The 24,616-nt window shown below is 37.0% G+C and carries 23 protein-coding genes; 18 read left to right on the top strand and 5 right to left on the bottom strand.

The window, feature by feature from the left end:
- The first annotated feature begins 94 nt into the window (after positions 1-94).
- Positions 95-1,618: a lytic transglycosylase domain-containing protein gene (locus GQO80_RS10375; protein ID WP_157208294.1), complete on the top strand. Its 1,524-nt coding sequence runs from the start codon at positions 95-97 to the stop codon at positions 1,616-1,618.
- Positions 1,619-1,727: 109 nt separating this feature from the next.
- Positions 1,728-2,732: a DUF4837 family protein gene (locus GQO80_RS10370; protein WP_157208293.1), complete on the top strand. Its 1,005-nt coding sequence runs from the start codon at positions 1,728-1,730 to the stop codon at positions 2,730-2,732.
- Between the two features lie 5 nt (positions 2,733-2,737).
- Here GQO80_RS10370 and GQO80_RS10365 read toward each other — a convergent pair whose 3' ends face one another.
- Complete coding sequence (locus tag GQO80_RS10365) at positions 2,738-3,544, bottom strand: HAD family hydrolase (RefSeq protein ID WP_157208292.1); 807 nt, start codon at positions 3,542-3,544, stop codon at positions 2,738-2,740.
- Positions 3,545-3,710: 166 nt separating this feature from the next.
- Here GQO80_RS10365 and GQO80_RS10360 point away from each other — a divergent pair, with 166 nt between their 5' ends.
- From GQO80_RS10360 to GQO80_RS10340, 5 genes are all read left to right on the top strand, one after another.
- Positions 3,711-4,715, top strand: coding sequence for a LacI family DNA-binding transcriptional regulator (locus GQO80_RS10360; protein ID WP_157208291.1), 1,005 nt, complete (start codon positions 3,711-3,713; stop codon positions 4,713-4,715).
- A 338-nt stretch (positions 4,716-5,053) separates the two neighbouring features.
- A complete protein-coding gene (locus tag GQO80_RS10355) occupies positions 5,054-5,200 on the top strand; it encodes a hypothetical protein (protein WP_157208290.1) in 147 nt (48 codons plus the stop codon).
- 221 nt (positions 5,201-5,421) lie between these two features.
- Complete coding sequence (locus GQO80_RS10350) at positions 5,422-7,149, top strand: ATP-binding protein (RefSeq protein WP_198037764.1); 1,728 nt, start codon at positions 5,422-5,424, stop codon at positions 7,147-7,149.
- An 11-nt stretch (positions 7,150-7,160) separates the two neighbouring features.
- Positions 7,161-7,835 carry a response regulator gene (locus GQO80_RS10345; RefSeq protein ID WP_157208288.1) on the top strand — a complete coding sequence of 225 codons (675 nt, stop codon included), beginning with the start codon at positions 7,161-7,163 and terminating at the stop codon, positions 7,833-7,835.
- Between the two features lie 350 nt (positions 7,836-8,185).
- The gene (locus GQO80_RS10340) at positions 8,186-8,665 is read left to right on the top strand and encodes a hypothetical protein (protein WP_232333155.1); all 480 of its coding nucleotides are present in this window, start codon (positions 8,186-8,188) and stop codon (positions 8,663-8,665) included.
- A 2-nt stretch (positions 8,666-8,667) separates the two neighbouring features.
- On the opposite strand, the gene GQO80_RS10335 is transcribed toward GQO80_RS10340, so the two are convergent.
- Positions 8,668-9,792 carry a glycosyltransferase family 2 protein gene (locus tag GQO80_RS10335; RefSeq protein ID WP_157208287.1) on the bottom strand — a complete coding sequence of 375 codons (1,125 nt, stop codon included), beginning with the start codon at positions 9,790-9,792 and terminating at the stop codon, positions 8,668-8,670.
- Complete coding sequence (locus GQO80_RS10330; RefSeq protein ID WP_157208286.1) at positions 9,789-10,757, bottom strand: lysylphosphatidylglycerol synthase domain-containing protein; 969 nt, start codon at positions 10,755-10,757, stop codon at positions 9,789-9,791. The genes GQO80_RS10335 and GQO80_RS10330 overlap by 4 nt, the downstream gene beginning before the upstream one ends.
- A 54-nt stretch (positions 10,758-10,811) precedes the next feature.
- Between GQO80_RS10330 and ruvC the strand changes: the two genes are divergently transcribed.
- The 4 genes from ruvC (at position 10,812) to GQO80_RS10310 (ending at position 16,181) form a co-directional block, all read left to right on the top strand.
- On the top strand, positions 10,812-11,366 hold the full coding sequence (gene ruvC / locus GQO80_RS10325) for a crossover junction endodeoxyribonuclease RuvC (protein ID WP_157208285.1): 555 nt from the start codon (positions 10,812-10,814) through the stop codon (positions 11,364-11,366).
- Positions 11,366-12,493: a radical SAM family heme chaperone HemW gene (gene hemW, locus GQO80_RS10320; RefSeq protein ID WP_157208284.1), complete on the top strand. Its 1,128-nt coding sequence runs from the start codon at positions 11,366-11,368 to the stop codon at positions 12,491-12,493. Before ruvC ends, hemW begins: the two co-directional genes overlap by 1 nt.
- Positions 12,494-12,624: 131 nt before the next feature.
- The gene (locus GQO80_RS10315) at positions 12,625-13,269 is read left to right on the top strand and encodes a hypothetical protein (RefSeq protein WP_157208283.1); all 645 of its coding nucleotides are present in this window, start codon (positions 12,625-12,627) and stop codon (positions 13,267-13,269) included.
- Positions 13,270-13,322: 53 nt separating this feature from the next.
- A complete protein-coding gene (locus GQO80_RS10310; protein WP_157208282.1) occupies positions 13,323-16,181 on the top strand; it encodes a CHAT domain-containing protein in 2,859 nt (952 codons plus the stop codon).
- 25 nt (positions 16,182-16,206) lie between these two features.
- On the opposite strand, the gene GQO80_RS10305 is transcribed toward GQO80_RS10310, so the two are convergent.
- Together GQO80_RS10305 and GQO80_RS10300 are read right to left on the bottom strand one after the other, a co-directional pair.
- Positions 16,207-16,935: a tetratricopeptide repeat protein gene (locus GQO80_RS10305; RefSeq protein WP_157208281.1), complete on the bottom strand. Its 729-nt coding sequence runs from the start codon at positions 16,933-16,935 to the stop codon at positions 16,207-16,209.
- Positions 16,936-16,939: 4 nt separating this feature from the next.
- Positions 16,940-17,485 carry an RNA polymerase sigma factor gene (locus tag GQO80_RS10300; RefSeq protein WP_157208280.1) on the bottom strand — a complete coding sequence of 182 codons (546 nt, stop codon included), beginning with the start codon at positions 17,483-17,485 and terminating at the stop codon, positions 16,940-16,942.
- A 110-nt stretch (positions 17,486-17,595) separates the two neighbouring features.
- Here GQO80_RS10300 and GQO80_RS10295 point away from each other — a divergent pair, with 110 nt between their 5' ends.
- The 7 genes from GQO80_RS10295 (at position 17,596) to GQO80_RS10265 (ending at position 24,573) form a co-directional block, all read left to right on the top strand.
- Positions 17,596-18,906: an OmpA family protein gene (locus tag GQO80_RS10295; protein ID WP_157208279.1), complete on the top strand. Its 1,311-nt coding sequence runs from the start codon at positions 17,596-17,598 to the stop codon at positions 18,904-18,906.
- A 109-nt stretch (positions 18,907-19,015) separates the two neighbouring features.
- On the top strand, positions 19,016-19,261 hold the full coding sequence (locus tag GQO80_RS10290) for a hypothetical protein (protein WP_317163234.1): 246 nt from the start codon (positions 19,016-19,018) through the stop codon (positions 19,259-19,261).
- A 13-nt stretch (positions 19,262-19,274) separates the two neighbouring features.
- Positions 19,275-21,146 carry a thiol-activated cytolysin family protein gene (locus GQO80_RS10285; protein WP_157208278.1) on the top strand — a complete coding sequence of 624 codons (1,872 nt, stop codon included), beginning with the start codon at positions 19,275-19,277 and terminating at the stop codon, positions 21,144-21,146.
- Positions 21,147-21,308: 162 nt separating this feature from the next.
- Positions 21,309-22,046 carry a hypothetical protein gene (locus tag GQO80_RS10280; protein WP_157208277.1) on the top strand — a complete coding sequence of 246 codons (738 nt, stop codon included), beginning with the start codon at positions 21,309-21,311 and terminating at the stop codon, positions 22,044-22,046.
- Positions 22,047-22,090: 44 nt separating this feature from the next.
- Positions 22,091-23,476, top strand: coding sequence for an RCC1 domain-containing protein (locus GQO80_RS10275; protein WP_157208276.1), 1,386 nt, complete (start codon positions 22,091-22,093; stop codon positions 23,474-23,476).
- Positions 23,477-23,561: 85 nt separating this feature from the next.
- Positions 23,562-23,924 carry an MmcQ/YjbR family DNA-binding protein gene (locus tag GQO80_RS10270; protein ID WP_157208275.1) on the top strand — a complete coding sequence of 121 codons (363 nt, stop codon included), beginning with the start codon at positions 23,562-23,564 and terminating at the stop codon, positions 23,922-23,924.
- 70 nt (positions 23,925-23,994) lie between these two features.
- A complete protein-coding gene (locus GQO80_RS10265; protein WP_157208274.1) occupies positions 23,995-24,573 on the top strand; it encodes a PhnA domain-containing protein in 579 nt (192 codons plus the stop codon).
- Positions 24,574-24,616 lie beyond the last annotated feature (43 nt).

The raw sequence follows: 24,616 nt of genomic DNA, 5'->3' as shown, positions 1-24,616 counted from the left end.
AAAAAAGTCATTTTAACGCACTTTAGTTTTTATTTTAAATCAAAAAATACGATTTTAGCCGTTACATCGTTCAATAACCAAATGAATTGATTTTATGGCTTTTCGATTTTTTATTACAATATTACTTTTCAACCTCGGGTTATGTTATTCCCAAACACAAGGTGTAGCACCCGCAATTAGTTTAAAAAAACCTGCTTCTAAGCAATTTCAAACCCCAAAGGATAGCCTGTTAATAGAAAAAGTAGAGGACAACTTTTATGCAGCCGATTTAGACCAACAATGGCTTGAAGAATTATATAGTAACTCACTATACGACACCGTTTATAATGCCATAGCCGATATTAAATTTGATGAGATTGAATATCCGGAGCTTTCAACCGAAGTATTAAAATCGCGGTTAGCAGAACTAAGTTCAAAAACACCTTTTAACGTAGAGTATAACCCTGGTTTAGAAAGCGTTATCAAATCGTATTTGAAAAACAGGCGTGAAACCATGCAAAGGCTTATCAATTTGAGCGCTTTTTATTTTCCGCTTTTTGAACGTGAACTGGACAACCACGATCTGCCACTGGAAATAAAATATCTGGCCATTGTGGAATCGGCTTTAAAGCCTAGGGCCAAATCGCGCGTTGGCGCAACGGGCTTATGGCAATTTATGTATGGTACCGGTAAAATGTACGGTCTTGATGTATCCAGTTATGTCGATGAACGCAGCGACCCCATAAAATCTACCGAGGCGGCCGCAAAGTATTTATCGAAACTTTACGAAATTTTCGGCGATTGGGATTTGGCCTTGGCAGCCTATAATTCAGGCCCCGGTAACGTTACAAAGGCCATACGCCGCTCGGGAGGTTATCAAAACTATTGGAATATCAGGGGGCATTTACCACGCGAAACAGCCGGTTATTTGCCCGCCTTTTTAGCGACCATGTATATTTTTGAATATGCTGAAGAACACGGTTTTAAAAAACCAAAACCAGAAGTAGCCTATTTTGAAACCGATACCATTCATGTTAAGCAGATGATTACGCTCGATCAGGTTTCAGAATTTACAGGTGTTGCTATGGAAGAACTTCAATTTTTAAACCCTTCATACAAATTGGATATCATTCCTTTTGTAAAGGATAAAAACTATACCCTTAGGTTGCCCAGGCCCGTTATTGGCGATTTTATAACCAACGAAAGCCAGATTTATGCGTTTGCCCAAGAAGAATTTGACAAGCGCGAAAAACCATTGCCACAGTTTTTTGAACCCGATAGTAAAATAACCTACAAAGTAAGATCGGGCGATTTTTTAGGAAGTGTGGCAAGAAAATACAGTGTTCGCGTTAGCGATATTAAAAAGTGGAACGGGTTGCGAAGCAATAATATTAAAATTGGGCAACGCTTAACCATCTATCCTAAAAATGCACAAATTGCCGCTAGAAACAAAGTGGCGTCTTCAACAAAAAGCATCATTTCCAGTAACACCATCCTATATGTGGTGCGCAGTGGCGACTCGCTTTGGAGCATCTCACAAAAATTTCCTGGAGTTTCTGTCCAAAATATTAAAGATTGGAACGATATTAGTGGTACTAAATTAAGAACGGGAATGAAACTTAAAATTTCTAAAGGTTAATTCCCTTAAATTTAATTTTAATTGCTGAAATATCTTAACTTTAAAGTTTTAAAGCTTTACTGTTATAGGGTATGGCATGATACCAGTAAAAACTAATACTTTTAAACAGATGAAAACACATCTTTTGGCGCTTGTAGCATTACTTGTAATGGCTTCTTGTAAAGACAAACCCTCCAATCAAAAAATCCTTTTAGATTCTTCGGGCAACATTAACAGCGTTTCAGTTGTGATAAATAATGAACTATGGGCCGGAAGCGTAGGAGATGCCATTAGAAACGTATTGGCATCGCCCATTTACGGCTTGCCCCAAGATGAGCCCATGTTTACCATCAACCAAATTCCGCCATCGGTATTTTCCGGGTTCGCCACCAAAAACAGAACCGTTTTAATGATAGAAACCAATAAGGAAGCAGGCATGGAAATAGCCAATAACGTATATGCACAGCCCCAAAAAGTGATTGTGGTTTCCGGAAAATCAAAACAAGAGATTATAGGTATTTTAAACGATAATGCCTCAAAAATAACGGCTACCATTAGAAATGAGGAGATAGCCGAAAGATTGCGCCAAATGAGCAAATCGCCCCATAACTATAAATCCATTGAAAAAAAATTAGGCCTCACCATTCAATTTCCATCGGCTTACCGAATTGCAAAAGAAAGCGATCATTTTTATTGGATACGAAAGGATATCACCACCGGAACCACCAATTTAATGTTGTTCACGGTGCCTTATTCTGCCATTACCCGAAACGATAGTTTGGCAAGCCAAATAATACGATTAAGGGACTCTATTGGAAAAGCTTACATTCGGGGTAGGCAAGACGGGGAAATTAAGGCAAATGGCGAAAAAATAGCCTCGTACATGACAACCGAAATGGCTTATTCGCCGTTTGTGTTTGAAACCATTATAAACAACAAGCCAACCATTGAAACGAAAGGCATTTGGGATTTGAAGGAAGATTTTATGGGCGGGCCTTTTATCAATTACGCCATTGAAGATAAAATAAACAAGCGTTGGGTTATTGCCGAAGGTTTTGCTTTTGCGCCCTCGGTAGAAAAACGCGATTACATGCTAGAGCTTGAAGCCATTATTAGAACCATTAAAATAGATTAGTAAGGTTAGGCAATGCCGTTTAAAAGTTGGTCCAGTACAAACTCTACACCTTCATCTGCATTGCTTTTGGTTTCAAATCGGGCTATTTTTTTCACTTCGGCGTGTGCATTGGCCATGGCATAGCTAAAATCGGCCAGTACTAACATTTGCAAATCGTTGTTGTAATCGCCAAAAACCATGGTTTCTTCCTTGGTTATTCCCAATTTTTCTTGGAGGATGTTTAAAGCATAGCCCTTATTGGCATCACGATGTGAAATATCCAACCAATTTTGCCCTGAAACAATAACTTGCATATCGGTTTTCAATTCTGTAATATGCGGCAGTATGTGTTTTTCTGAACATTCAAAATGATACACCGCAATTTTCAAGAAGTCGTCGTTTGTAACCGTGGTTAAATCTTCAACAATGGTATATTTTGAATAATATTTTTCAAATTTTGCGATAAAATCAGGGTTTGTGGTTTCAATATAGGCCGATTTTCGCCCACATAAAACAATAAAAACAGCATCAATGCTACGCAAGGCACCAATGGCTTTTGCAATATTTTCGGAAGACAGCTTCAACAAAACATCGGTATTATTATCAAACTTCAAAATGCCGCCATTTTCAGCAATAATGGAAATATCCTCTTGTATAAGCTCCAATTTATCGACAATACTTTGGTATTGGCGCCCACTGGCTGCCACAAAATGGATATTCCGTTTTTTTAATTCGGAAAATTGATTTAAAAAACGCGAGCTTACTTCGTTATTTGGGTTTAGCAAGGTGCCATCCATATCGGTTACCACCAGTTTTACTTTTTTAAAATCCATAGCAAATATTTAACCGCAAAAATACCATTCTTAATTTTAATTTGGTACTTATTAACAGTTCTGTATGTGGTTAAAAGCAATTATTTTTTTCGCTAAATTTTTTATCCTTAATTTGATACGTGTAATTTTGTAAATTGCATTAAATTTTATTCATACACCTTACTATATGGTTACCTTAAAACAATTGGCAAAAGAGTTGAATGTTTCTATTTCCACGGTTTCTAAAGCGCTTAACAACAGCGAGGAAATAGGGGAGGAAACCATTAAACGTGTTAAGGAACTGGCCGCATTATACCAGTATAAACCCAACAAGGTGGCATTAAGCTTAAAGCAAAACAAAACCAAGACCATTGGTGTTATTATCCCTGATATTTTAAACCATTTTTTGGCAAAGGTACTTTTTGGTATTGAAAGGGAAGCCGTGAAATATGGCTATAACATTATTACCTGCATCTCCAACGAGTCGTTGGAACAAGAAAAGGAAGGGCTTAGGTTGTTGGCAAATGGCAGTGTGGACGGGTTTATTTTGTCGGTTGCTGAAGAAACCCAAGAAAAAAAGGAAATAGAGCATTTTAAAAGAACCATTAGCCAAGGGCTTCCTATTGTGATGTTTGATAGGGTGGCGCATGATGTTTTATGCGATAAAGTGATTGTAGATGATTATGATGCCACGTACAATGCTACTAAAAGTTTGTTGCAAGAAAAACGGAAAAACATTGTATTTATAACCAGCATCGATGGGTTGAGCGTTGGTAAATTAAGGGAACGCGGCTATACCAAAGCCATTCTGGAAAACAATGGCAACCAGCCCATGGTTTTGAAAATCAAGAAGAAAGACGATCAGCAAAAAAAAATCATGTCGTTTTTTAAGAAGAACAAGAACATTGATGGCGTTATTGCTGCCGATAGTTCCTCGGGTATCATAGCCATAAATACCGCAATAAAGCTAGGGCTTAAAGTGCCAAAGGATATATCGGTAATTGGTTTTGCCAGCAAGTCCGATTCCTACCATACCATTCCCCAATTAACAACCATTAGGCAACACGCCAAGGAAATTGGCGCCCAGGCCGCCCAAATGCTTATCAATAGACTTCAAAATAAACCGGTTGAAGAAGATGTGAAGACCAAAATTGTAAAAACCAGTTTGATAAAAAGCAAATCCACTTTATAGTATAAAGTGGTTCAATAATCGATAAAAATACACTTTATCGATTAAAATAAGCGCTTTATCGATTATATTTCTTTAGCTAATCTGCTTTATTCTATATTTGCTATCCTTAAAAAGCGCATTTTCCCTCTGCTGTTTAAGAATCTAATCCATTTTTTTTGACCTCAAGGTCATATTCCCTCAAAACAAAAAAAGTAATAAAATCTGTGTGCTTCGTTGCGTTCGATTTTAAAGTTAATTATCCATTTTTTTCCCTCAAAACCAAGACTTTCAATTTAAGTCTTACAAATTAGTTTATTAACATTTTGAAGAAAAAATAATTAACCTTAAAATCAAATATTATGAAAGCCCTAAAAATTACCTTAATTGTAGCACTATTTTTTACCGCATTAACATCTTGCACAAAACAAGACTTGAATGAAGACGACGTATTAGCGTCTCCAGAAACACAAACCACGGTTTATATAGGCGGTGACATTGACCAATAGAAAACAATTATTTGTTAGATAATATAAAAGCTCTCTACCATGTTGGTAAAGAGCTTTTTTTATTAAGAAATTATAAATACTTTTGAAGGAATCCGTAATACTCCTTCTCGTTGAAATTAAAATTAGTTTTTATACTGGTTTTTATGTTTTTAAACCACGCGTTTGGTCAAAAAAACAGCGATTTAAAAAAAATCGACTCGTTAAAGCAAACCTTGGCGAACATGAAACAGCTAGATTCCTCATACGTTGCCAATACCCAATATACCATTGCCGAATATTACAGGAAATCGACACCATTAACCGATAGCGCTTTTTATTATTACCATAATGCCGAAAAAATATTTAAGCTTATAAATGCTAAATATGAATTGGCCTTAACGCTGTACGGTATTGCCGTAATGCAAAAAAATGAAAAGGATTTTGTTGGAAGTGAGGTGAATTGCTTCGAGTCGTTAGCATTGTTGTCCGATTTAAAGGAAACCAACGATATAATTGAAAGAAAATCGTTTGTATATAACAATTTGGGCATTATTTTTAAAGAACTGGATAACTTTGAAGCATCTATTTCATACCATAAAAAAGCACTAGAGCTTAAAGAAAGGTTAAAAGGCGATAACATTGAGAGCATCAATATTTCAAACAATAACATAGCCAACGTTTATAAAAGCGCAAAAAAATACGATTTGGCCATTGAATACTACAATAAAATTTTACTGGATAAAAAATTCATAAAAAAATACCGAAGTATCTATGCATTGGTGTTGGATAATTATGCCCACACCTTGTTTGTAACAAAACAGCCAGATAAGCTGCCAGAGCTTTACTTTGAGGCATTGCGAATAAGCGACAGCATAAATTACAGAGGTTACAATTCCATCATCATCAATCAGCATTTAGCTGAATATTTCAACGAAAATGGTAAAAAAGAATTAGCAAAGTACTACGCCTATACCGCTAAAAATATTTCGGAAAAATACCATAACGACGATTTACTGAAGTCGCTCTTTATCCTTTCAAAAGTTGAAGAAGGCGATATTGCCATCAACTTTTTAAACGACTATATAAAGTTGAACGATAGTTTGCAAAAAAACGAGCGCAACATACGAAACAAATTCGCGAGAATACGTTTTGAAACCAACCAAATTCAAAAAGAGAATATCCAGTTTGCCAAAGAACGCTCGTGGCTTTTCATCCTTTCGGTGGTTTTAATTATTGCTTCTTTTCTTTTATATTTGGTTATTACACAGCGCAATAAAAATAAGGAATTACAATTTATCCAGGCCCAACAGGAAACCAATGAAGAAATCTATAATTTGATGCTTTCGCAGAATGAGAAAATTGAAGAAGCCCGAACCTTAGAGAAAAAACGCGTATCGCAAGAACTGCACGATGGCGTTTTGGGCCGATTATTTGGTGCCCGTTTAAGTTTGGACAGCCTAAACATGAACAATACCATGGAAGCCATACAAACAAGAAGCCAATATATTAGCGAACTAAAAACCATTGAGGACGATATTAGAAAAGTGTCGCACGAGTTGAATACCGATTTTGTTTCGGGCGCAGGCTTTATCGACATTATCAAAACATTGGTAGTTACCCAAACCGATGTTTATAAACTTGCCTACAAACTAGAGCAAACAAACGAGATAAATTGGGACGAAGTTTCCAACAAAAAGAAAATACATATTTACAGGATTATTCAAGAAACCCTACACAACATATACAAGCACGCCCATGCAACACAAGTAACCATCGATTTTAAACTAATTGGGTCAACCATTGTCCTTACCATCATCGACGATGGTGCAGGTTTCGAGGTAACAAAGGCAAAATCGGGTATTGGATTAAAAAACATGCACTCACGAATTAACGAAATAAACGGCGCTATTCATATAAATTCCATAAAAAACAAGGGTACAACCGTATCCATAGAAATACCAATAACCTAACAACCCAACCAATGACCCAACACATTAAAATCTTAATGATTGATGATCACCCTATGATTATCGAAGGCTATCAAAACACCCTGCGCTTCACAAAAAAGGAACATCAGGTTTTAGAAATTGATGTAGCAAACAATTGCGATGAAGCCATACATTTAATGGATAAATCGGTTGAAAAAAAAACGCCTTACAACGTATTATTTGTCGATATAAGCTTACCGCCCTCGGCCGATGGGCTCATGACCTCCGGCGAAGATTTAGCCGCTTACGCGCGTACCGTGCTACCATTGGCAAAAATCATCATTTTAACCATGTTCAATGAATCCTTTAGGATATTTAATATCATAAAAACCATTAAACCAGAAGGGTTTTTAATAAAAAGCGATTTAACCTCTAGTGAATTGGCAAGTGCGTTTCAAGCCATATTGAACAACCCGCCATTTTACAGTGGTACCGTAAACAGTTACTTAAAAAAGGCCAGCAAAAGCGATATTATCATTGATGATAAAAACAGAAAGATCCTTCATTTATTATCGCAAGGCGTAAAAACAAAAAACCTTGCAGCCCATTTAAACATGTCGTTAAGCGGGGTTGAAAAACGCAAAAAGCAATTAAGGGATATTTTTGATGTGCAAGACGGACAGGATGAAACTTTATTGAACGCCGCAAAAAGCAAGGGATTTGTATAGTATGCAAGTAAATTCTTAAAAGAAATTGGGTTTTTAAATTTTTTTAATTTTTTTAAATCGCCGCTTTTGCCCATTATACTTAGTGTTTCCAAAAAATTTTAAATCCAATTACGGGTTTCCCGCAGTTCCGATAATTTAGTATTGTTTATCTTTGTAGTGTCAACACTTCAAAAAATTAGTAATCCCTCAATTTTTTTGTTGATAATAGCAATTTACATAACCCTATGGAGGTGAGAGACCCATAGGGTTTCTTCTTTTTAAAAAGAATTTTATTCACAAATGGATTGAAAAAATGAAAGCGCGCTGAAAATAAAAACCAAAAAAAGCGTACTTTTCGGGTTTAGTTTTACATGATGAAGCAAATTTGTGTTTTTATAATCGTTTTAACGCTTACGTCCTGCGAGTACTTCAATGTAAAAAAAACATCTTCCGATGCTATTTTAAATGAAGAACTGCAAACCTTTAACTGGAATGAGGTTGATGTATATCCCTCTTTTTCAACATGCGATGCATTGGAGCTGAAATCTGAAAAAACGGCCTGTTTCAATCAGGTTTTAACAACCCATATTTTAGAATATCTTCAAAAAGTACCCATTACGGTAACCCATGATGTAACCGATACCATAAACTTAAAATTTCAAGTATCTGAAACAGGTACGTTATCGCTTTTAAATATCGAAGTTGATAGTTTGGTTACCCGTGAAATACCCAATATTAAAGCCTTAATCCATTCAAGTTTAGATTCGTTGCCCAAAGTATATCCTGCCATAAAACGCGGGCAACAGGTAAAAACCGAATTTGAACTGCCCATTATTGTACACGCCAATTAATGCTACTTTTTAAACCTTCGGCCTTTCCACTGGTAGCTTGAAAATAACGACCAACAAGCAACGTAAACACTAAAAACGGGATAGACCATAAAACCCAATAGATAATGCCTTAAAACGCTTTTTTGATTGAAAAATACGGCCGATTTATAGATTAAAAGGAAATCGATACTGCATTTTATAAAGAGTGAAAAAATGAGGGTTCTCAAATTTAAAGCACCCAATACCAAAAGTAAAACCAATGCCAAAACAAGGGCATTTTCAAGTAGTACCACAAGGCCCGCACATTTACCAAAACAATTATCATAAGCACTTGTTTTTGATGCCCAACGTTTACGCTGGTTTATAAGTTGTGCCCATGTTGGTTGCGCTTTTGTTAGCACGATACTGTGTTCGCATTTTAAATAATGCACGTGTTTTGGGTGTTTTTTAACGGCCTTTTCAAGCAGAAATACATCATCGCCACTAGCGGTTTGGGCGTTGCCATCAAACCCGTTCACTTCTATAAAAAGTGATTTTTTATACCCAAAGTTGGCGCCATTGCACAAAAACGGTTTTTTTATACCAAAACCGCCCATGGTAGCGCCTTGTAAACTTAAAAAATCCAGCAACTGAAACCGATTTAAAAAGCGGTTTGCCTCAATGTAAGTTACAGGTGCGACGATGCAATGAGTGTTGTTTTTTTGAATGAATTCATCAAAACCTTCAAGCCAATGGTTTGGTAAAACACAATCGGCATCGGTGGTAATAATCCAGTCGTTTGTTGCGTGTTTAATGGCTGTTGTTATGGCATCCTTTTTCGGTGAATTAGTTTTCCGTTCATTCAAAACAACTTTGAAGTAAACATGACTTTCGGTTGTAGATTTTTCGATTAATCCAACCGAATCATCATCCGAATCATCATCCACAAAAATAATTTCAAACAAATCTTTGGGGTAGTTTAAAGCATGAATCGATGTTAGTAAAGCCGGTAAATTTCCAGCTTCATTCCGAAAAGGGACAATAACCGAAAACCGTGTTTTTGAAGGTGTTTTTTCAAGTTTAAACGTTTTTACCCTTTCAAAACCAAAAGCAAAACTTCCAATTAAAAGCAGATACATTAAGGTAATTACGATGCTTGTTGTAATCATGAGTTGGTTTCGGGTAAATTAAACTTCAAAACAAAATAGCTTCCAAAAACACTAGGAATTACAAAATTAAACACCCACATAAGCGTAACAATGCATAAAACAGTTACGGCATTTACGCCCATAAAACCAAATAAATATACCGCAACACTGCCTTTTACAACCACGTCAAAAGCAAAGATGGAAGGGATAATGGAAGCCAATAAATACATAGAAGTAATTAGCATCATAGCCTGTAAATACGAGATTTCTATACCAAAAAGCGTTAATAAATAGTAAAACTGAAATGAAAAAATGAAGTAGCGAAGAAGTGATAAAACAAGGCCATAAACCATTATGTTCATTGGATAGTTTTTAATGAACGTGCTAATTTTTTCAAATGAAAAACCTTTGATAGACCATTTCGTTTTACGAATGAAAAACACAATTATTGCAATGACAATCAGTCCAATAATTAAAATTTTAAGCATGTTTGAAACGTTTAAAACCACCTGAAATTCCTTCATAAAAAAGTAGATTCCAACACAGCCAAAAAGTACCGTTACGCCCATTTGTATTAAATTACCAATTAGGGTTATGAGCAAAATACGTTTTCTATAATCTTTGGTAAAATACATGGCTTTGGCACCATATTCGCCAATTCTATTGGGCGTAAATAAGGAGGCCGTTAATGCCCCCAATGTTTGTTCAAGCGCATTTTTAAAGCTTATGTTTTGTATTGGGGTAACTAATTGCTGCCATTTTACAATTTCAAAAAACCAATTAAAAAAGCTTAAAAAGGCTAAAATAATCCCGTTTTTTAGCGAAAAAAGAGTGTTTTTGACTAATAATTCAGTAAAAACAGAAAACTTTAAATCGCTATTCTGTGCAAGTTTTTGATAGATAAAATAAAAAGCAGCCACTACAATACTTATTTTTATAAGCACAAAAAAGAATTGTTTAGTTTTGTATGGTACCGTGTCTATCATAAACTGTGTGTGCAAATTAAGTCAATATTCTGAAATTATATATAGAGCGCATCAATGAGTAAAGAAAAAATCATTTTAGGTATTGACCCCGGAACTACGATTATGGGTTTCGGACTTATTAAAGTGGTTGGAAAAACCATGACCTTTTTACAACTTAACGAGCTGGATTTAAAAAAATACGACGACCATTATTTAAAGTTGAAGCTCATTTTCGAACGCACCATCGAACTCATCGACACCCATCACCCCGATGAAATAGCTATTGAAGCCCCTTTTTTTGGTAAAAACGTACAAAGTATGCTAAAGTTGGGTCGTGCCCAAGGTGTTGCAATGGCTGCGGGCTTGAGCAGGGAAATACCCATCACCGAATATTCGCCCAAAAAGATAAAAATGGCCATTACCGGAAATGGAAATGCCAGCAAAGAACAGGTTGCCAAAATGCTTCAAAACCTTTTGAATTTAAAAACACTACCAAAAAACCTCGATGCTACCGATGGTTTGGCTGCAGCCGTTTGCCATTTTTATAATGAAGGAAAGGTTGAAGTTGGTAAAAGTTATACGGGTTGGGATGCTTTTGTGAAGCAAAATGAAAATAGGGTTAAGAAATAATGGCAGGAATCTACATCCATATTCCATTTTGTAAGCAAGCGTGCCATTATTGCGATTTTCACTTTTCAACGTCTATCAAGAAAAAAAGCGACCTGGTTAATGCGTTGGTTAAAGAATTGAAACTGCGCAAAAACGAGCTTAAAAACCAAACCGTTGAAACCATATATTTTGGTGGTGGCACCCCTTCATTATTGACGATTGCCGAATTACGATTATTGATTGATACTGTTTATGAAAACTATGAGGTTACAGAAAATCCTGAAATTACCTTAGAAGCAAACCCCGATGATTTATCTAAAAACACCATAATCCAGCTATCTAAAAGTCCGATAAACCGCTTATCCATTGGCATACAATCTTTTTTTGAAGCCGATTTAAAATTGATGAACCGCGTGCACAATGCCGAAGAAGCAAAAAATTGTTTAAAAGAAGCAACCAAACATTTCGATAATATTTCGGTCGATTTAATCTACGGAATCCCGGGTTTAACCAATGATAACTGGCTAAAAAACATAGAAACCGCGTTAAGTTTCCATATACCGCACATTTCAAGTTATGCCTTAACGGTTGAGCCTAAAACGGCGTTAGATACCTTTATAAAAAAAGGCCTTATTAAAAATGTGGATGACGAAGCAGCCCAAGAACAATTTTATATGTTAATTGAAACACTGGAAGCTTCAGGTTTTGTGCATTATGAACTGTCAAATTTTGGGAAACCCCATTTTTTCAGCAAAAACAACTCGGCATACTGGCAGGGGAAACCGTATGTGGGCATTGGCCCCTCGGCACACTCCTTTAATGGCAATGAACGCGGTTGGAATGTGCGAAACAATTCAAAATACATCAAATCTTTACAGCAAGATATTCTTCCAATTGAAACCGAAACATTGACCGTTACCGATAAATACAACGAATACGTGATGACGGGCTTACGAACCATTTGGGGCGTTTCCTTGGAAAAAGTTACAAACGATTTTGGCAAGCATTACAAAAAATATCTGTTACAACAAGCTGAAAAACATATTAATGAAAATTTATTGTATCTTGATGACGATACAGTGTTTGTAACCCAAAAAGGAAAATTTTTAAGCGACGGAATAGCTTCCGATTTATTTATGCTGAATTAGTTTAAATGTTCCCAAATCCTTTAATTCCATAAAATAGTTAGGTCATTTTTTTATACCGATGTTAACATTGCGTCTTAAAATAACACTAATGATAAATGAGTATTAACCAATTCAATAAAACAATGAAAAAAATGATGTTATCCACACTGTTTTTAAGTGCTTTTATGATGCTATCGTGTAGCAACCAAGAGCCAATTTCACAACAAGACGTAACGTCTCAGGATGCGCTAGCGGCCATGGCAACCAAAAAAATGGTAACGCAAAACTATGATTATCTCAATGGCATTGAACTCTATTATTCTGGGGCAGAGGCCGAAATTAAACGATTAAAACTGGAAAAAACAAAACTTGTTGCCGAATTGGAAAATGGCAATAAAAAAGTTCTGGAACGCATCGAGACTATTCAGGTTCAAATTGAAAAATTAGTGCGCTTCAACGCTTATTTAATTTCAAAAAAACCGGTATTAGGCCCCGGAGGCCCACTGCCCCCGCCTCAACCTTGTTTTGATAGCAAAGAGAGCAATTGCAACCCGAAACGAAAATTATCCTCAAAAACCTTCATTGTATTGGGGAAAGAATTAAGCGTTTCAAATGTGATCATAAAAAACATGAAAAACCAGTTGGTTGATGCCAAATTCCAACACGTTGAAGATCCTTTAAATCAAAATGCACTACAATTAACATCGGATTTTAAAGGGGAAGGCACCATGTACACCACGCTAAAAACAGATGTAGTGGGCGAAATTACCATTCCAACCCCCGTTGTTGGATTATAGTTTGCTATAAATCAGTATATTTAAGCTCTCCACCAAAACGGAGGGCTTTTTTTATGCGTATTTTTGCTATCTCTCTATGCTACATTTTCGCTTGTTTCCAAGGTGCAAAGGCACAATCCAATGAGTTGCAACAGGCATACAGTAAGGCTTTTCATTATCATTTTACCAATAAAGACAGTGCCTATTTTTACTATGAAAAAACCATCCATTTAGCGAAACAGCAAAATGAATTGGAATACGTTCTTAATGGATACATCTACTTAATGAATGCAAATGGGTATTATTACGACTTGAAAAATTACCAAAAAAACCTGAGGCTGGAGGACAGCCTTTTAACATTCGATAAGCGTTTTGAAGCCTTACCAAATAGCAATTATTATAAAGACTATTTACTTTTCGATAAAGGCAATTACCACTATAAAATTAAAGATTATGCAACCTCAAAAAAATATTTCCAAAAGCTGTTTACCAAACTTCAAGCCATTCCAGAACATAAAAAAACCAAGAACGATTTAGCAACATTATCCAGTTTATATAGTTTTTTAGGGGTTATTTATAAGCACACGGGCAAATATGAATTGGCAGAATACCATCTAAAGAAGAACAGTGCTTTAATTACAACCTATAAAGATAGTTTGGATGATTGGGAATCGTCACTAATGAATTCCAAAAAATTGCTGTCACAAGTATATGAGGATAAAAAAGATTTTAAAGCATCAAATGTGTTGTTAACCGAAGCTTTAACCTTTTATAAACCTAAAAAAAACGACCCAATTTTTAAGAACAGGATACTATCAACCTATATCCTTTTAGCCAAAAACCATATTCAACAAGAACAATTTCAAATCGCCATTGCTACTTTAAATGAAAGTGTTCGCATGTTTCCTGAAGAAAACCCTTTTTCAAGAGAGGTCGATTTAATTTATGGTGATGCCTATTCCGGACTTAAAAATGACACCAAAGCGCTGGCCTACTATCGCGAAGGTTTATCGAAAATAAGCAGGTACCGCGCATACCAGAAGCATCAAGATGTGGCCCTAGCCCATGCCAAATTGGGTAAAGCATTGATGAAGCAACAAAAAATAGCCGAAGGTTTAAAGCAGTACCAATGGGCGCTCATTCAATTGGAAAAGACCTTTGATAATTTGGATACGAACGCGAACCCGCATCCTGGAAAGGCAGTTTCAAAAACGGTTTTAATCACTATTTTAAAAGAAAAACAGGATGCTTTGGTTGATGCATTTACCATAACTAATAACATCGCATATTTAAAAACCGCGCATACCACATCCAAAGCCATTATAAAAACCTTGGATGTTTTAAGGCCCGAATTTGAAAGCAAGCTGGACAAGGAATTTTTGGTGAACGAAACCTATCCTACCATTCAAAAAATGGTCGATATTTCGTATAAGTTATACCAACTTAGTAAGGAAGGCAAGTACATAGAGGATGCTTTTTATTTTATGGAAAAAAGTAAAAGTATCGCATTGTTGGAAGCACACAGAAATGCCGAAGCTACCAAATATGGCAATATCCCAGCATCCATCATTAGTGAGGAACAAATTTTTAGGGCCAAAATTTCGCGGTTGGATGAAGCTATTTTTAATGCCAGCACAACCGAGAAATCGGCATTGGTCGATTCATTATTCATAACCAAAAAAAAATACTACGATTTTATAGCCAAGATAGAACAGGATTACCCCAAATACTATGGGCTGAAATATAAATCGGATGTTATTCCTGTTTCCGAATTAAAAAAAACAATACATCCCCAACAGGCGGTTTTTAGTTATTTGGTTACTGAAAACCATCTCTATTTAACAGCAATAACCAAAAATAATGATGCTTTTTATAGGTTTAGTTTTAATGAAAACCTTAAAAAAACCATTTCCGATTTTTATAGGCAACTTTCAAAACCTAATTTAGAAAACAGAACCGTTTATGGTAAAAACAGCCATTTCATTTATAAAGCCATTATCGAGCCGGCACTAAAAAACAAGAAAATATCTGATTTGGTCATACTTGCCGACGATGTTTTAAATTACCTGCCTTTTGATGTGCTACAAACAAATGCCGATGACGAACGGTCGTATTTGCTTTCAAAATACAGCATAAGTTATGCAAGTTCTGCCACTTTATTGCAGGAACAAAATGAAACAAGCGTAAAAAGCAGCAATAAGTTGATGGTTTTTGCGCCCCATTTTAATAAATCGGTTTTAAGAGGAAAAACAACTCCAGAGCGGTTTGATATGGCTCCTTTGGTGTATAATGGGCAAGAGGCACAAAATATTTCGGCTTATTTTGAAAGCAGCATTTATGATGAACAGGCAAGTATCGTCAATTTCAAAAAGGATTTAAGTGCCTATAATTTGATACATTTTGCAACCCACGCATCGGCAAACGATGAGTTTCCAGATTATTCCTATTTAGCGTTTGAAGATACGGAGAACGCATCCAACTTACTATACGCAAAGGATTTGTATAATTACCAAATAAATGCCGATTTGGTAACCTTAAGCGCTTGCCAAACAGGATTTGGAAAACTGCAAAAGGGCGAGGGCATGTTAAGTTTGGCTCGGGCGTTCCATTATGCGGGCGTACCATCCATTGTAACCACTTTATGGAAAATTAACGACCAAAGCACTTCGGAAATAATGACCTATTTTTATAAAAACCTAAGTGATGGCCTCAGTAAAAAAGAAGCCTTACGGCAAGCAAAACTTAGTTATTTAAACGCCAATGAAGATGCGCTTTTAAGACATCCATATTATTGGTCGGGTATTGTAATTACGGGCAATACGCTGCCATTAAACACGACCAATTATCTTTTGTGGGCTGTTTTAATACTTGGTGGCCTGTTGCTTATTTTGCTGTTTTATAGAAAGTTATTTAAAAAAAACGCAAGACTTTAAAAACATAAGCGACACCAGTTTGTTGTCATTCCAAGGCCTTCAATAGTTTTTTAGCTTCCGAAGTTTTATAATTTCCTTCTGAAATAACCTTTTTCAAGGTCATTTTGGCATTAGCCGCATCGTTAAGTTTTAAATAAGCAAGGGCCAAGTACCAAGTCGATTTTTCCGTTAGGGTATCCTTGGTCTTTAAATGTTCCAGCAATAGTGGTACCGCTTCATTGGCTTTTTCCAATTTTAGCAACGCATTGGCCTTATAGAACAGATAATAAGGCTCTTTGGTGGCCGTAAATAAATTGGTAAACAGCTGAATGGCTTTTTCATAGTCGCCTTTTTCATAGGCATAAAACGCCAGCGATTTTTCATCTTGATTGCCATTTCCCCGTTCCAAAGGCTGTATCACATTGCGGTAGGGCTCAAAATAACTGGCAAAAAGTTCGCTTGTAGAAGCTTTCTGGTTCATGCTGAAAAAATAGCTTAAACCTACTAACAGCGCAATACTGGCAGCGGCCAACCAGGTTGCGTACCTACGTTTGGGTAGCGTGTTTTTATGTTTTGCCTCCCGTTCCAGTTTTGAAATTAAGTGCCTGAAATTAGCGTCATCTTCTTTCTTAAGAACCTGTTTTAAATTGGTATGAAACGTGAGTTCCCTTTTAAAATTAGGGTCGTTTTGCAAAAGGTCGTCAACCAACAAGGTTTCTTCGGGAGAAAGTTTGTTCTGTATGTATTTTTCAATTAAATCTTCTTGCTTTGTCATAGGGCTATGATTTAATCATGTCTTTTAAGGTTTTTAAGCATCTGGATTTCTGGCTTCTAACCACGCTTCCATCGGAATAATCGGTATGCTCCACAATGTCGTCTATACTTAGTCCTCTGTAATAGAATAAGGTTAACATGTCTTGACACTTTTTTCCTAATTTCTTAAAATAGGTTCGCAATAAGCTTTGTTCATGGCTTAAGGTTTCTTCTTCGTGGTGGGCATAAACCGGTTCAATACTGTCGTGGATACCCAATGCCGAAGGGTTAAACTCGGTGGTTTTCTTCGCTTGTTTCAGCACATCAAAAATCATGAATTTTCCAATTCCAAAAAGATAGGTCTTCAACGAGCTGTTTACGGTTTCTAATTTACCGTTTAAGGCGTGGTTCCGTAGGGCAATAAAGGCTTCTTGATAAATATCGCACAGGTCATCATAGTCCAATCCGTACTGCTTACCAAAATTCAAAAAGGCAGCCCTATTGGCATTATAGAGTTCGCTAACCGCTTTTTGGTTGTTGTGTATAAGATGATTGATGTCTGTTTTTTCCATGTGCCGTACTAAGTTCGAGCTTTTGGTATGCTTAAAAAAAGTTTTTTAATGAAATGTTAACATTACAATTTAAAAACCCACTAAAGATAAATGAATAAAAATAAGAACCCATGAAAAAAATAAGTATGAGCGTCATTTTTCTATTAATACTTATAGGAAATGTGCACCGGGCAGAAGCCCAATTTCTAAAAAAACTAGGACAACGTGCTGAAGATGCGGCCAAGGAAGCTGTGATTAGAAAAACGGAAGAAAAAGTAAACCGGGAAACCGAAAAAACCATGGATACCATTTTAGATGGTAATATAGGTAAAAAGAAGAAAAGCAAATCAGCAAAACAAGACAACAACCAGGACGAAGACATGGTTGAGAACAATGAAGTTTTTCAAGAAGAAACTACCGAAAGCGGTTTTGGCGTGTACAGCAACTTCACCTTTATTCCCGGAAACAACCTTTTGTTTTACGACGATTTTGCTGCCGATGCCATAGGCGATTTTCCCGCAAATTGGGAAACAGGTGGCTCTGGCGAAGTGGTAACCACCAGTAATTCTGAGGGTAAATGGCTTTCCCTTATCAGGCGTTCTGGGTATTTGCCTACCATGAAAAGTACCCTTCCCGAAAACTACACCATTGAATTTGATTTAACCAATAATGGCTACAAACAATCGCAGTCGGGTAGTAAAGTAAAACTTCTGTTCATTTCAAAAAAGGCATACGCTGGTGGTGCCGGTGGCACTTTAGCCGAGGTAGAAATAGGTTTAACCAGAAATGGTTTTAATATAAGGAATGTCTCAAATTTTGGCGGCGAGTTAGAAGTAAGGATTGGTAGTAAAATTGATAGGAATATGCCCGAATATTTAAACAACACCGTTCATATTTCTATTGCCGTCAATAAAAAAAGATTAAGAATGTGGGTAAACGAAGAAAAAATGGTGGATTCCCCCAATTTAATACAAGCAAACATTGGCAAGTATTTTATCATAGAAGCCGTAGATGTATTACCGGAACAAGGCCATTTTGTAGGCATTACCAACTTTAAAATTGCCGAGGCCACCGAAGATTTGCGCTCCCTACTTCTTAAAAACGGAAAATTCAGCACTACGGGCATTTATTTCGATACTGCCGCAGCCACCGTTAAAAAGGAATCTTATGGCATACTACTGGACGTTGCCAATATGCTTCGCGATAATGATGACATCAGCCTTCAAATAGTTGGGCATACCGATAATAAAGGCGATGATACCTATAACCAAACCCTTTCAGAAAACAGGGCAAGCATGGTAAAGCAAATTCTTGTAAATGAATTTGGCATACTTGAAGACAGGTTACAGTTTATGGGCAAAGGCGAAACCGAACCCATTGATGATAATGCCACCGAAAAAGGAAGGGCCAACAACAGAAGAGTAGAATTTATAAAAATATAACACGAAAAAAATGGAAACAACCGAAAACAAAACCGTAACAGTTAGCGAGGGCAAAAACATAGCCATTATAGCCTAAATCACTATTATTGGGCTTATCATCGCCTTTGTGATGAACAATAACAAAAAAGATGCTTTTGCATCCTACCACATCAAACAATCTTTGGGTTTGGCACTTACTGGGTTGGCCCTAGGGGCCATTGGCATGATACCCATATTGGGGTGGATTATAAACATCCTGGGCATTTTCGTGCTGCTTTATATATGGATCATGGGCTTAGTGCATGCCATTAACGGGAAAGAGCGTGCAGTGCCTTTTTTGGGAGATAAATATATAAACTGGTTTAAAAACATCTAAAAACGTAATAATCATGAAAAAAGTAATTAAACGCGCATTGGGCATTTCACTTTGCATAGTAGCATTAAATGCAACAGCCCAAATTAGGACCCCCAAAACAATGTCGGTTCAAAAAGAGAAAAAGGTTGATTTGTCGAAAATAAATCAAAAACCCATCCCTCAAATAAACTCCAATATTGTAAAAAAATATTTTACGCAATTAAAATCTGGAACCGAAAATTCCAAAGAAGGTGCCAGGGAGTTGACATTGGTTAATAATAATTTCGTTGAAACCAATAAAACAACGGTTCAAAAAGGCAGTGTAACAAACACATCCAACAGTATTTGTTCTAAAGAGCTCATAACAGTAGAAGTTAAGGCTTTGGATTTTAAAGCGTTTTCCATGAACGCGAAACCCGATTGGTTAAAACCGGGCATCATGATGAAAGCCATGTCGTTTATTGACGGCTCCAACACAATTGAAGAAATAAAGGACAGAAATCCCATAACCTTGAGCACCGATTTAAGAATCGCAAATCCCGTTTTTCAGGTTATGAACCCAAGTAAAAAATCACAGATAACCACTGCCGAAAACAACTTTATCAATCAAAATGGCAGCCCTGTACCAGCGCAAATGACCTTTTATTATCATGAGGTACATTCTTTGGAAGAGATGAGTTTTAAACTTACCGGTAAGTACAGTTCCGGGATGGGCATGTTTTCTGGCTCCGTGGGCCTAAACTACGGAACAGAAAAAGAATCAAACTATTACATGATTGAGTTTTCACAAAACATGTTCAGTATCGAAGTTGATGGTATGGATCCTGCGAAAGTTTTTGTTGACCCCAACGTTTCTACCGAGGAATATATTTATTTATCTAAGGTCAATTATGGCAGAAAAGGGGTTATTATTTTCAAATCTGATAAAAAATTAGACCAACTCGGTATTAATATCCAAGCAAAAGTATCTGGAATTGTTGGGTCTGCGGAAGTTAAAGCGGCCTATAATGCCTTAAAATCGAGATCGGACATAGAAATTGAAGCATTTTATTATGGAGGCAGCAGTTTGGGCGCTATCAAGTCTATAGAAAATTCAATAAAAAACGGCGTTCCAGATATTATCTCTTTCCTAAAAGATAGGCCGTTTGATCATAAACTAGCGCTTCCTATTGGGTATGAACTTAAAAATTTAAAAAATGAACGCGTTGGTTTGGATAATAAATTAAAACAAATTGTAACAACGTGCATTCCTAAACAAAACTTCAAATTAAAAGTAACGCTTACAGATATCCAAAACATTAATGGCAGAGATGGAGGCGGCAGCAATCCAGACGATTATGCCATTCAACAATACATAGATTATACAGCTAAAGGAAAAGCAAAAAAATTCAGTTCAAGAGATATTCTTGTGTTTCCGGCAAGAAAAGATGGCCCTGTGCAAGTGCCAAATGCGCCAAACATCCTTATCTCTGGAGATATGCAAAACCAGCTTCATATTAGGGAGGGCAATGAAGCAATAAACAGGAATCGCTCCATTAACAATGCACTGGTTTTTGATATTTCTTATGAAGAGTTTATGGACCCCAACGCAAAATTTAAAATATATACGTGGTTGAAAGAATATACGGAAGGGAAAGATAAGGTATTAGCAAACAACACGCCCATTTCTGTAAACATCAAAGAAGTTTTAGAAGTGCTATCGGGTGCAAGGCCACTAAATGAAACCACACCATTTTTCGATACCACCATCGCAAGAAATGTGAAATTCCACAATTTTGGAACCGGAAATATACCATTGGCCAATATTCAAAAAGATATAAGTCCATTAGTGCTTGAAGGCCCCATCCGGATTGGCAACCCAGGTGAAAAAGTCGCCGTTTGGATTCAATTTGAATTGGTTAACTAGCCCCCAAAGCAATCTTTAAGCATTGGGTATAGCGTGGTTTGAAGTTATACCCAATAGGCTTAACCAATATCATAATTCAATGTATGCCTTCCAAAGCAAAAAAAATTAAAAGGAAACCTTAACCCTGCAGGTATCAAGTTTAACAGTTAATAAGCAATCAAAATGAAAGTAAAAAACAACATTATATTATGCATGGTATGCATCTTATGGAGTATATCATTACAAGCGCAAGAGGCCATTACCGGCACCATTTCAAATTATACTATGGGCGAGGGTGTCCTGTCGTCGTACGATATGGTTTCAATGGAAAAAATAGACATCGGAAAAATAGATCACGAAGGAAATTTTAACCTACCCCTTGATGCAGATTATTTAACAACCCTTAAAGAGCAGGCCGAAAAAGCGAAAGCCAATGCGCCAAAAGGTTGGCAAATCAAGTTTAAAACGGTCGCCACCACTTTTGAATGTTTTGGTGGCGAGCTAGAATACCAAAATGGAGAAGCTTTGATTGCAGGAATTCCAGATCCTGAGGTTACAGCTAAAGACGGAACCGAACAAGGCATCCTATTTGCGGTTAGCCAACCTGAAATGGCCCAATGGCTATATTCTTATGGTCAAAAAAACAGTGTAAAAGGCTATTATTTGCAATGGTTTTATGTGGAAGAAACGGCATCGGTGAACGGGGAATGTATCGTACAGCGCTATACTGGTAACGATGAAGAAAATTACAATGATGTAACCATCACCAATTTAGAACTCAAAAAAGGATGGAACATCATCAAATTTACCATTGCTGAGGTCTTTACAGATAAGAATGGACACGTAACGCCCTCTAAAATGGAAGTAAGTAACATTAGCGAACTTCCTGATGATATACAGTGGGTAAAAGTAATGAACTAATGCAAAGAAGAGATTTTTTATAGCTAACTACAAAAACAATACTCATGAAAACACAACTACACCACAATATTTTAATTTACGCAATGCTTATGGTTTTTTCCGAAAGCATAGTTGCCCAATGTTGGCAATCGGTTCAAACAGGTGGCAACCACGCCTTGGCCTTTAAAACCGATGGCACTTTATGGGGTTGGGGCGAAAACAGCGCGGGCATGTTGGGCGATGGCTCCAATATAGACAAAACAGAGCCTGTGCTAATAAGTACAGCTTTAGATTGGGCATACCTATCGGTAGGTAACGAATACAATTTGGCCGTAAAAACCAATGGTACTTTGTGGGCATGGGGCAGAAGTTTTTATGGGCAAGTAGGCGATGGCACTACCAATAGCCTGTTTGTGCCCACTCAAATAGGAACCGACACCAATTGGCTAAAGGTTTCAGCTGGGGTTAGTCATACTTTGGCCATAAAAACCGATGGCACCTTATGGGCCTGGGGAAAAAACAACTATGGTCAATTGGGCAATGGCACCACAACACAAACCAAAGTGCCCATACAAATAGGGACCGATACCGATTGGAAAGAAGTGAATGCAGGTGCTTACGACCATTCTATTGCCATAAAAACCGATGGTACTTTATGGAGTTGGGGAAGAAATTTTTCTGGAGCATTGGGCGACGGTACAAACAATTCAAGAAATGTGCCTGCCCAAGTAGGAGTTGATACCGATTGGAAAATTATAACCGTTTCGCACTATTCCAATTTGGCCATAAAAACCAACGGTACTTTGTGGTCTTGGGGCGATAATACCGACGGGGAATTGGGTAACGGCACTAAAACCGATAAATTGGTTCCTACCCAGGTTGGCACCGAAACCAATTGGGCCGATGTAAAAATTAGGTATTCGCATGTACAAGCCTTAAAAACCAATGGCACGTTATATGCTTGGGGGTATAATTCATTAGGGCAGTTAGGCACAGGAACCAATATCCCGTCACTTTCTCCAATTGCTATTGGTACCGATACCGATTGGGTTGGCATTGCCGCTGGGTCTAATTTTTCGGCAGCCTTAAAAACCGATGGTACTTTATGGACTACGGGCGACAATCAATCTGGAAATTTGGGCGATGGCACCAAAACCAATAGAAGAACTTATGGACAAGTAAGTTGTACTGCTTTAAGTGTAAATGATTTTAATACGTTCAGTTTTCAAATTCACCCAAACCCGGTTTTAAATAGGTTGACTATTGAAAACCCTAAAGGCGGAACTTATAAACTACAAGTAATCAACCAACTAGGGCAACAGGTTTTGAAAGAAAAAATTAACGTTCCTTCAGCTTCATTACATGTTTCAACTTTGGCAAAAGGACTTTATTTTTTAAATATTACTTCCGAAAATGGTAAAGCACAAACCATCAAATTCATTAAAAAATAAGATTCAAAAACAAGTACTTTTTAAAATAAATTAAAATTCAGTACATTTAAACACGTTCACACTTTAAAATGGAACGTGTTTTTTTATGGATATAGAACAACTTCGCAATTATTGCATCCAAAAAAAAGGTGTTACCGAAGATTTTCCTTTTGATGAAGATACGCTCGTATTTAAAGTTTTAGGAAAGCTATTTGTCTTAACTTCCTTAAAAGAATGGGAATCGGGCAACCCTTCCATCAATTTAAAATGCGACCCCGATTACGCCGAAGAACTGCGTGCCGAATACGAAAGCATCCAACCCGGTTACCACATGAGCAAAACACATTGGAACACGATTAAGCTAAGTTCGGGCGAATTACAGCCCAAATTCATATTAGAACTTATAAACCATTCCTACGAAATGGTTATAAAAGGAATGCCCAAAAAAATGCGGGATACTCTACAATAAAGTGGTAAGTTTGCAGAATAAATGTAAAATTCTGAATTCAACAATCGTTATTCGTTAATCAACAATCTCAATGAGCGTATTGCAAACACTACAACAAAGAAGCAACAACACCTGCGAACTTTGTTCGGCAACCAACCCATTATCACAATATACCTTGCCTCCATCACTAAATGAAAACGTGGACAATAGCCTACTTGTTTGCAAAACCTGTTTGGACCAAATTGAAGGAAACGTTGACATGGACACCAACCATTGGCGCTGTTTAAACGATAGCATGTGGAGCGAGCATTTGGCAGTACAAATTATGGCGTGGAGAATGTTGCAACGCTTAAGAAACGAAGGTTGGCCAAAGGATTTGCTCGATATGATGTATTTGGATGATGCTGCTTTAGCACTTGCCAGAGCCACGGGCGAGCATGAAGATGAAGCCAACAAAATCATCCATCGCGATGTTAATGGCGTTATTTTACAAGCGGGCGATGCGGTGGTTTTGGTAAAGGATTTAAAGGTAAAAGGCTCCAGTATGGTCGCCAAACAAGGCACTGCCGTTAGAAACATTCGTTTGGACCACGAAAACGCCGACTATATAGAAGGCAAAGTTGATAACCAACAAATCGTTATCATCACCAAATACGTTAAAAAGTTATAGTATTTGGGCGTTAACCTTATCCTAAAACAAGTTCAGGATGGGT

The organism is Mariniflexile maritimum (assembly GCF_009746565.1).
Taxonomy (GTDB): Bacteria; Bacteroidota; Bacteroidia; order Flavobacteriales; family Flavobacteriaceae; genus Mariniflexile; species Mariniflexile maritimum.
This window is presented reverse-complemented; position numbering and strand designations above follow the sequence as displayed.

Excerpts from the sequence above, each read along its gene's own strand:
- GQO80_RS10285 (WP_157208278.1), top strand. The coding sequence starts at position 19,275 with ATGAAAAAAGTAATTAAACGCGCATTGGGCATTTCACTTTGCATAGTA.
- GQO80_RS10340 (WP_232333155.1), top strand. The coding sequence starts at position 8,186 with ATGATGAAGCAAATTTGTGTTTTTATAATCGTTTTAACGCTTACGTCC.
- hemW (WP_157208284.1), top strand. The coding sequence starts at position 11,366 with ATGGCAGGAATCTACATCCATATTCCATTTTGTAAGCAAGCGTGCCAT.
- GQO80_RS10310 (WP_157208282.1), top strand. The coding sequence starts at position 13,323 with ATGCGTATTTTTGCTATCTCTCTATGCTACATTTTCGCTTGTTTCCAA.
- GQO80_RS10335 (WP_157208287.1), bottom strand. The coding sequence starts at position 9,792 with ATGATTACAACAAGCATCGTAATTACCTTAATGTATCTGCTTTTAATT.
- GQO80_RS10370 (WP_157208293.1), top strand. The coding sequence starts at position 1,728 with ATGAAAACACATCTTTTGGCGCTTGTAGCATTACTTGTAATGGCTTCT.
- GQO80_RS10265 (WP_157208274.1), top strand. The coding sequence starts at position 23,995 with ATGAGCGTATTGCAAACACTACAACAAAGAAGCAACAACACCTGCGAA.
- ruvC (WP_157208285.1), top strand. The coding sequence starts at position 10,812 with ATGAGTAAAGAAAAAATCATTTTAGGTATTGACCCCGGAACTACGATT.
- GQO80_RS10345 (WP_157208288.1), top strand. The coding sequence starts at position 7,161 with ATGACCCAACACATTAAAATCTTAATGATTGATGATCACCCTATGATT.
- GQO80_RS10330 (WP_157208286.1), bottom strand. The coding sequence starts at position 10,757 with ATGATAGACACGGTACCATACAAAACTAAACAATTCTTTTTTGTGCTT.
- GQO80_RS10355 (WP_157208290.1), top strand. The coding sequence starts at position 5,054 with ATGAAAGCCCTAAAAATTACCTTAATTGTAGCACTATTTTTTACCGCA.
- GQO80_RS10375 (WP_157208294.1), top strand. The coding sequence starts at position 95 with ATGGCTTTTCGATTTTTTATTACAATATTACTTTTCAACCTCGGGTTA.
- GQO80_RS10365 (WP_157208292.1), bottom strand. The coding sequence starts at position 3,544 with ATGGATTTTAAAAAAGTAAAACTGGTGGTAACCGATATGGATGGCACC.
- GQO80_RS10360 (WP_157208291.1), top strand. The coding sequence starts at position 3,711 with ATGGTTACCTTAAAACAATTGGCAAAAGAGTTGAATGTTTCTATTTCC.
- GQO80_RS10275 (WP_157208276.1), top strand. The coding sequence starts at position 22,091 with ATGAAAACACAACTACACCACAATATTTTAATTTACGCAATGCTTATG.
- GQO80_RS10270 (WP_157208275.1), top strand. The coding sequence starts at position 23,562 with ATGGATATAGAACAACTTCGCAATTATTGCATCCAAAAAAAAGGTGTT.
- GQO80_RS10350 (WP_198037764.1), top strand. The coding sequence starts at position 5,422 with ATGAAACAGCTAGATTCCTCATACGTTGCCAATACCCAATATACCATT.
- GQO80_RS10300 (WP_157208280.1), bottom strand. The coding sequence starts at position 17,485 with ATGGAAAAAACAGACATCAATCATCTTATACACAACAACCAAAAAGCG.
- GQO80_RS10280 (WP_157208277.1), top strand. The coding sequence starts at position 21,309 with ATGAAAGTAAAAAACAACATTATATTATGCATGGTATGCATCTTATGG.
- GQO80_RS10305 (WP_157208281.1), bottom strand. The coding sequence starts at position 16,935 with ATGACAAAGCAAGAAGATTTAATTGAAAAATACATACAGAACAAACTT.
- GQO80_RS10315 (WP_157208283.1), top strand. The coding sequence starts at position 12,625 with ATGATGTTATCCACACTGTTTTTAAGTGCTTTTATGATGCTATCGTGT.
- GQO80_RS10295 (WP_157208279.1), top strand. The coding sequence starts at position 17,596 with ATGAAAAAAATAAGTATGAGCGTCATTTTTCTATTAATACTTATAGGA.
- GQO80_RS10290 (WP_317163234.1), top strand. The coding sequence starts at position 19,016 with ATGAACAATAACAAAAAAGATGCTTTTGCATCCTACCACATCAAACAA.